The sequence below is a fragment of the Allocoleopsis sp. genome, assembly GCF_036703385.1.
In the GTDB taxonomy this organism is placed as follows: Bacteria; Cyanobacteriota; Cyanobacteriia; order Cyanobacteriales; family Coleofasciculaceae; genus Allocoleopsis.
Map to the genome: position 1 here is coordinate 1 of NZ_DATNPA010000285.1, position 6,693 is coordinate 6,693.

Here is a 6,693-nt window from a genome sequence, read left to right on the forward strand (position 1 = left end):
GTAAAGGCAAATGTACTCGGTGTTCCGACTAAGGCCGTGTAATTATTAATACCTGTAGCATTAAACCAATTATCCCCAAAACCAATTCCTTCAGCGGTAGTTGCTGTAAAGGAAGCAGGTACGTTTAAGCTAGCATTTGCGCCAAAGACAATTCCGGCTGGGTTCATCAAAAATAAGTTGGAATTGCCCCCGGTTACCTGAATTAAACCATTAATAACTGAAGGGTCAGCGCCAGTCACACGTCCTAGAATGTTGTGGATATTCGGGTTCGAGAGAAAATTGGCAGTCTGATTGGTGTCAAGACCAAACTGAGAAAAACTATGAAAGAGATTGGCTCCATCTCCTGATAAACGACCCCCCGTGATATCAAGGCGGTTGCCATCAGGAGTAACCTGGGTATCAGTACCATCAACAGCAGGAATAATCGGTTGAGCAGATACCGATTTAGCCGTTTTCAGTATTAACGTAGTGGCTGTGAAAGGAATACATCCTACCAAAGATAGAATTATTAGTAGATGTTGAATTCTTTTCATAGAGAATTTTTATCCTTTTCGTTTTATACCCGATTCCTCTATAGGGGGAACGCAGGCAAAATCCCTGATTTCAAAGCTGATTAAACTGAGTAGAAGTGGATAATCAATGAAGTTCTGTAATAGCTAGTCTTAGAAGCGAAACGATCCGTTTGAGAGCGATCGCAAATTTCAGCTTTTGGATGAGAGTAACTTGATTGAATAAAGCCTATTACTTTAAAGTACAAAAATTATCAATTCGTGCATCAGGGATACAAGCCATCAAGCTCATCTAATGCGAAATGGCAAGGGAACTCAAAGAGCAACAGCCATTGCCAAAAAAGCGCTCGCTGGATGGCAGCGCTCAATTATTGCTCCGTTCAGAAGGATAGATTCTGAGCGTACAAAGTTATGCGTTGAAGGGATTGAAAATTAAGAGCGATCGCATCCCTGTAAAAATCCAGTTCTACTCCCTGGGATGCGATCGCTATTTGGGACCCTTAAGAGCGTATAAATACACCACCCTGATTCTTGCGTTAAAAATCATCTAAGAATGCACTAAGGCGGTTCAGCAAGGGATCGTCAATTTCTGCTGGAGGAGCAGTAGAAGTCACAGTTTCCGCCTGTTTTACTTCTGGTACGAACGGGCGAGAAGACTCAGATTTCGGCTGCTGATTGACAATCAGGCTCAACTGCGCCAATTGCCCAGAGAGTTGATTCAGCTGGCGTTCTATTGCATCTAATCGACTGGATTCCTGACGCAAAAGTTGATTCAGTTTGGGTTCTATTGCCTCCCATCGACTAGATTCCTGACGCAAAAAACGCTGCTCAAACTCAGCCAATTGGCGCTTGAGTTCAGCCACGGGTTGTTCCATCTGCCCCGCTTTGGGCGTCGTCGGTCTTACAGATTCGGGTACGCACAAAAATTGCCATAGCGCCTCTTTACAGAGATCGCTAAACGTTTTGTGCGGTTGTTTCATTAACTCCGTCTCAACAACCGCTAACAAAGTGTCGTCAGCAACCTCTGAATTGAACGTAACCGGTTTAGTTATCTTTTTCGACCAAGGGAACATTAGTTTTAAGCCTTAGCGGAGCGAGTAGCCGATGCTGCCAACTGTGCTTCTCCATAAATATACTGCCCTAAGGCATTTGCTTGCCGGGAGGGTGCAGCTAAGTGGGCATTGATTTTAGCATCTTTAAGTAGGCGTTGGATGTCATCCCAGAAGAACTCTCCACCTCCTCCGGTGAGAATCACATCTGTGACACGCTCCGGCAGCCATGCTAGCACACGGCTACAAATTTCGCGAGAATAACTCTCTTTCAGGTTAGGGAGAAAATCGTCTAAATTGGTTGGCTTGGTTGCACCCCTGGGACGGTAAAAGCGATCGCCTTTGGGTCGGTTCACTGCCGTAATCAGAGATAGAGATTGACTATCCGCCCCCTCAATTTCGGCGGCCACTTGCTCATAAAACTGACTCATGGCAAAGGCTTCGCTCTTAGAGGCACCTCGCGCAAAACGGAAGCTATCCACCATCAAACAATCCGTCGTTTGATGTCCAATATCTACAATTGCCACAGAGAGTCTTGTAAAGTCTGGCCCTGGCCCTTTCTTGGGTTGAGATTCACACCACAGGAGGCTGCCATACCCTTCTGGCATGACCCAAACTTTACTAATGTTAATCGACACCGACTCGCCCCGATAAGTCATAATATGGGGCCCACTCAGAAGGCTGACCAACTGAGCCTTTTCCCGTTCAAACTGATCCTGTGAAAGGTAAGGCAGACCTAGTATGACGGATACATCGTCTTTGAAATTGAAGTAACCGATACAGGCCAAGACTTTGGCGAGTGCATCCTCAACTTTAGATTGACCTACGCCGAGATTTGCCCCAAAGTCTGCTGCCAGTTGACCAACAGCGTACCCCTTTCCTTGATACTCCAGCCACATATCTAATAATGGATCGGTGGCGCGAGCTTCAAAAATCCCCCCGCGAGCCTGTTCCATTGACAGTTGCTTCACGTTAGCAGGAATGAAAACTACATTGTTGGGGTCGCGTGACACACAAGTCTTTGTGGATGTTCGGCCTAAGTCCACGCTGAGAATCGATTTCCCCGTATTGGTAGGTTGCCTGGTATTTGCCGGAGTCGTCGCCGACTTCGGGCTATTCATTGGGGTAGCCGCAGAATTCATCGGTGTAGAGGCCGAATTCACCGGCGTAGAAGCCGAATTCATCGGCGTAGCAGCAGACTGTTGAACCGTCATGAATACTCCTAATCTCTCTTAGCTTCAACAAATTATCATGCCATCCTAACAAGATGCTATACCTTGGACGGAGGCAAGTTCTTGAGAAATTTATTACAGCCACCTAGAGCTGGCATCCGTAAATTTACTTCCTGACTTTCTGTTGATTTGGCTATTTTGTCAAAACTAAGGACATTCCTCAATATAAAATAAATGCAGAATTTGGTGGGATTGTATTTTTCCCACCAATAAATCCTAGCGAGGGTTCTGCTGGAATTGTCGAGCGTTAGCATTCAGAACTTGGGGAAGCAATCATAACTTACTTGCCGTGCAGCGGTAGGGTAGCCGATTACCATCCGCTTGAGTAAACCCTTAGTTCAAGGAGGGGGAGTGAGGCACAAAGGCTCACGACTGATCTGGAGGATGCGACTTGTTCTGGAGCGTGATGAAAATGTCAACACTACCGGGAACGTAGGGCTCTACTATTGGCTATGCAACCCTCCCGTTTGGATTAACCTTGATTTCCCTTAACCGCATTTGCTGAATCATCCAAAACCTCTTTTGTTCCTGGATAAAGCGGTTGGTCAAGATTCAGTTCCTGGATAAAGCGGTTGGTCAAGATTCAGCTTTTCTCGAACATTGCCAGCCGCACTTTCAATATTTTGCTTCACGGTTTTGGCTGGCTTACTAATGGCTTCGCCAATTTCTTGGGTAGATTTTGAAGCCGTTTGGGGTTGCTTATTTTCTTGGAAGAGTAAATTAACTTTCTCTTGCTCGTTTTCCCGGAACGGGCTATCCTTGCTGTTCACTTGGTACTGAGTTGCTTCAGGCGTCAATGGTTCAGCTTGTGCTTGAAACGAATTGCCGTAGCCGAAAACAGCACTCAATAAAAATGCTATAGCTACGAGAGAAAGTGTTAAAATGATACGCACAAAAGTATTTTGTAATCCAGAAAGTATTCGGTTCATAAAAATCCTTTATTTCATACTGTCTAGGCTGATGATTAGGAATTGGGGATTATTTGCAGCCTCAATTCATTTTTAAGGTTTCAGCCGAATTTTGATGCACTTGTCTTGTTATACTTAGACAGTTCGTAGCCTTTCGGAGCTTCTTCTAGGGATAAGGTGGGGGTGAAAACGGTGGAATTACTTACCTTTTGGTTGACCTTCCGTTGTTGCAATCTCACCAGTTTCCATGAGCATCTTGAAGCGGCGCAGCTCATCACCAATTTGTTGTTGAGGTTCTTCGCCGAAGAGTTTAGCGATCGCATCTCCAACCGCTCCCCCTGGTGGGTTGTATTCGATCACGACCTTGACCTCAGTACCGCGTTCAGCAGGCGCTTTTTGAAAACGCACAAACCCTGAGTTATCTATATCTGCTCCTTCAACAGAAGCCCAAGCAATTAAGCGGTTCTCTTGGTCATTAATGATTTCTGCATCCCATTCAACACTTCCACCCATTGGCGCACTAACAATCCAATGCGATCGCGTATTATTAATCACGCTGACATGCTTGATATGTTTCATAAAGCGCGGCAGGTGTTCAAAGTTGTGCCAGAAGCGATAAAGTTCTTCCGGGGATTTGTTGCTAATGGTCATGGTCTTTTCGACCTTGATACTTTGATTCATGCCGAGTGTGTTCTGGATTGTGTCCTGAATGCCGGTTTGGGCAGTTACACCGCGATAAAGCAGTCCTCCGCCTGCAAGAGCCGTTAACGCACCTCTGAGAGAGCCTTGCTTAAGACCTAAAAGCACCATTGCACCGCCGCCAATCAGCGTTGCCCAACGTTCAGAATCGCTGACGCTGCTCGTTTCACTGGGTTTGTGCGGCTCATGGGGAACGATGTCTTGTCCTGCTGTCATTTCCTTTTGTCCTCAAATCGTTGTGGATGGTTATATAGGGGCTAGGAGTTAGAGAATGAGCAATAGAAAAGAAAAGGTATTTAACTTCCTGAGCTCGCTCTTTTTCGCACCATTGCACCCAGGAAGTTAACAACAGAAACTTGAGAGGGTAGTAGTAAGTTGGGTCTATGCCCCGATCTCACTCTCATCTCCGGCTTGTGGGCATTCTTCTTCCCTCCTCTCTGTTTACGAGCTAACCGTTTGAACCTGTTTGTTCTCTAATCCTTCTTGTGAGTGATCTAGACGCAGTTCACCCTGCGGTTCCTTGCGCAGCGGCTCTGGTGTTTGCTGACCAACAGAGCCTTTGGCGATCGTGACACCGCCATCTGCAAGCCATAGCGCTCCAGTCACGTAGCTAGCTTCGTCAGAGGCTAAGAAAGCACACACATTTGCCATTTCCTCTGGTGTGCCGCGTCGTCCCATCAGAGCAGCCGTGACGGTCATTTCTTCCATCTCGGCGTCCATTGGCCCAGTTTCTTTATGAGTCCAAGCGGTATCGATCGCACCCGGACAGAAACAGTTGGCGCGAACACCATATTTAGCTTGTTCAGCTGCTACACCCTTTATAAAAGAATGTATCCAACCTTTCGTACCACTATAGGGAGAGTTTTTCGGCACCCCATTGAAACCCGCTTCTGAGCCAGCCGCGACAATGTTGCCTTGGGTTTTTTGCAGGTGTGGCAAGGCATACTTGGTCATCAAGAAGGCGGAACGGATATTCATCCTGATGGTTTCGTCGAAAACCTCTATGGGATAGTCCTGAGTTTCAGCCGTTGCCAAGAACACTCCCGCGTTATTCACCAGGACATCTAGACGCCCATATTTTTTGATCGCGGTTTGGACACAAGTTTGAGCCTGAGAGGGTTCTGAGACATCGCCCCCATAGGCAATTGCTTCACCGCCGTATTGATTGATGGCTTCAACAACGTCCTGAATCGGGTCATCCGGTAGTCCATTGACTACGACTTTTGCCCCTTCTTTAGCAAACTTGTGTGCGATCGCTTCGCCGATCCCAGTACCCGCACCGGTAACAATCGCAACCTTTCCTTCCAGCCGTCTACTCACTTTCTTTCCCACCTTTTTTTTCTTGTGCACCATCCTTTTCACATTTTGAAATTGACCTTACCTCTGCCTCTAGTAGGGTTACTCACGTCTATCTTTGGTAGGTTTAACTCCTCTTTTTAGTTTTGTTAAGTTTCAGGAGTTGAAGTTAATAGGTATTTATGACATACGCTCCTACCAGCAGCTACGACCAAGGTAAACAAGCCCTCAAGGCATTGAATGTAGACGATCAACTCGGTTTGCTGTGGTTTGTTTACACCAAGCTCGGTAGCTCAATTACACCTGCTGCTCCAGGAGCTTCTGGCTCTGAAATCGCTCAAGGGTTGTTCAATCAAGTTAAAGAACTGCCCCATGAACAACAGCTGCAAGTGATGCGTGATATTGCCTCAAATGCAAACACTTTAATTAGTCGGGAGTACGGGTCTTTAAGCCCTGAAACCAAACTGGCATTTTGGTACTTTTTAGCCCAAGGAATGGAAAACGGAACTATCATTCCCATGCCTCCTGACTATGAACTTCCCGCAGCTGGGAAAAGCTTGTTAGGACAAATAGAGTCAATGGAATTTAATCAGCAAATCGATTTTCTCCGGGGTGCCGTATTACCAATGGGTGCTGAAGCCAAAGGTGGTGCTGAAATCTAAGGTATAGCAAAAGACAGAAGGCACAGGGCAGAAGACAGAAGGTTTATTACTGCTACGTGGTCGTTTCAGCCGTTAACTCTGTCCTAACCTTTATGACCACAGCGATATCTAATGTAGGGGCTTTCCGACTGGAAAGCCCCTACAAGGCTAAAGATACAAAAGTGGGATTTAGGATACTCCCCTGGTACCTAACCTCTAAAGTCGTATTTCCCTGACTTTAGAGGTAGAACTTTTCTGGGTGGGATAGGTGCCAAGACAGAGGAGGAATGGTTGAGAGACAAGTATTTTTAACTTGAGCCTAGGATTTTTCTTTGGAATTCTTTTGACTTTGCATAATA

Annotated in this window: 7 protein-coding genes; 1 reads left to right on the forward strand and 6 read right to left on the reverse strand. The window is 46.1% G+C overall.

Annotated elements, in window-relative coordinates:
* The 6 genes from V6C93_RS13705 to V6C93_RS13735 all read right to left on the reverse strand — a co-directional run.
* Positions 1–533: filamentous hemagglutinin N-terminal domain-containing protein (locus V6C93_RS13705; RefSeq protein WP_333477215.1), on the reverse strand; the 533-nt coding region annotated here is incomplete at its 3' end.
* A 512-nt stretch (positions 534–1,045) separates the two neighbouring features.
* Positions 1,046–1,582 (reverse strand): plasmid segregation centromere-binding protein ParR, encoded by a 537-nt coding sequence (locus V6C93_RS13710; protein WP_349262709.1) that lies wholly within the window; start codon positions 1,580–1,582, stop codon positions 1,046–1,048.
* A 5-nt stretch (positions 1,583–1,587) separates the two neighbouring features.
* On the reverse strand, positions 1,588–2,772 hold the full coding sequence (locus tag V6C93_RS13715) for a ParM/StbA family protein (protein WP_349262710.1): 1,185 nt from the start codon (positions 2,770–2,772) through the stop codon (positions 1,588–1,590).
* Positions 2,773–3,335: 563 nt separating this feature from the next.
* Positions 3,336–3,719, reverse strand: a complete 384-nt coding sequence (locus tag V6C93_RS13725) for a hypothetical protein (RefSeq protein ID WP_333477217.1) — start codon at positions 3,717–3,719, stop codon at positions 3,336–3,338.
* Positions 3,720–3,896: 177 nt separating this feature from the next.
* On the reverse strand, positions 3,897–4,613 hold the full coding sequence (locus V6C93_RS13730; protein ID WP_333477218.1) for an SRPBCC family protein: 717 nt from the start codon (positions 4,611–4,613) through the stop codon (positions 3,897–3,899).
* A gap of 225 nt (positions 4,614–4,838) precedes the next feature.
* Positions 4,839–5,717, reverse strand: a complete 879-nt coding sequence (locus V6C93_RS13735; RefSeq protein WP_333477219.1) for a glucose 1-dehydrogenase — start codon at positions 5,715–5,717, stop codon at positions 4,839–4,841.
* A 158-nt stretch (positions 5,718–5,875) separates the two neighbouring features.
* Here V6C93_RS13735 and V6C93_RS13740 point away from each other — a divergent pair, with 158 nt between their 5' ends.
* Entirely contained in the window at positions 5,876–6,355 is a 480-nt protein-coding gene (locus tag V6C93_RS13740) for an orange carotenoid protein N-terminal domain-containing protein (protein ID WP_333477220.1), read from the forward strand.
* Positions 6,356–6,693 lie beyond the last annotated feature (338 nt).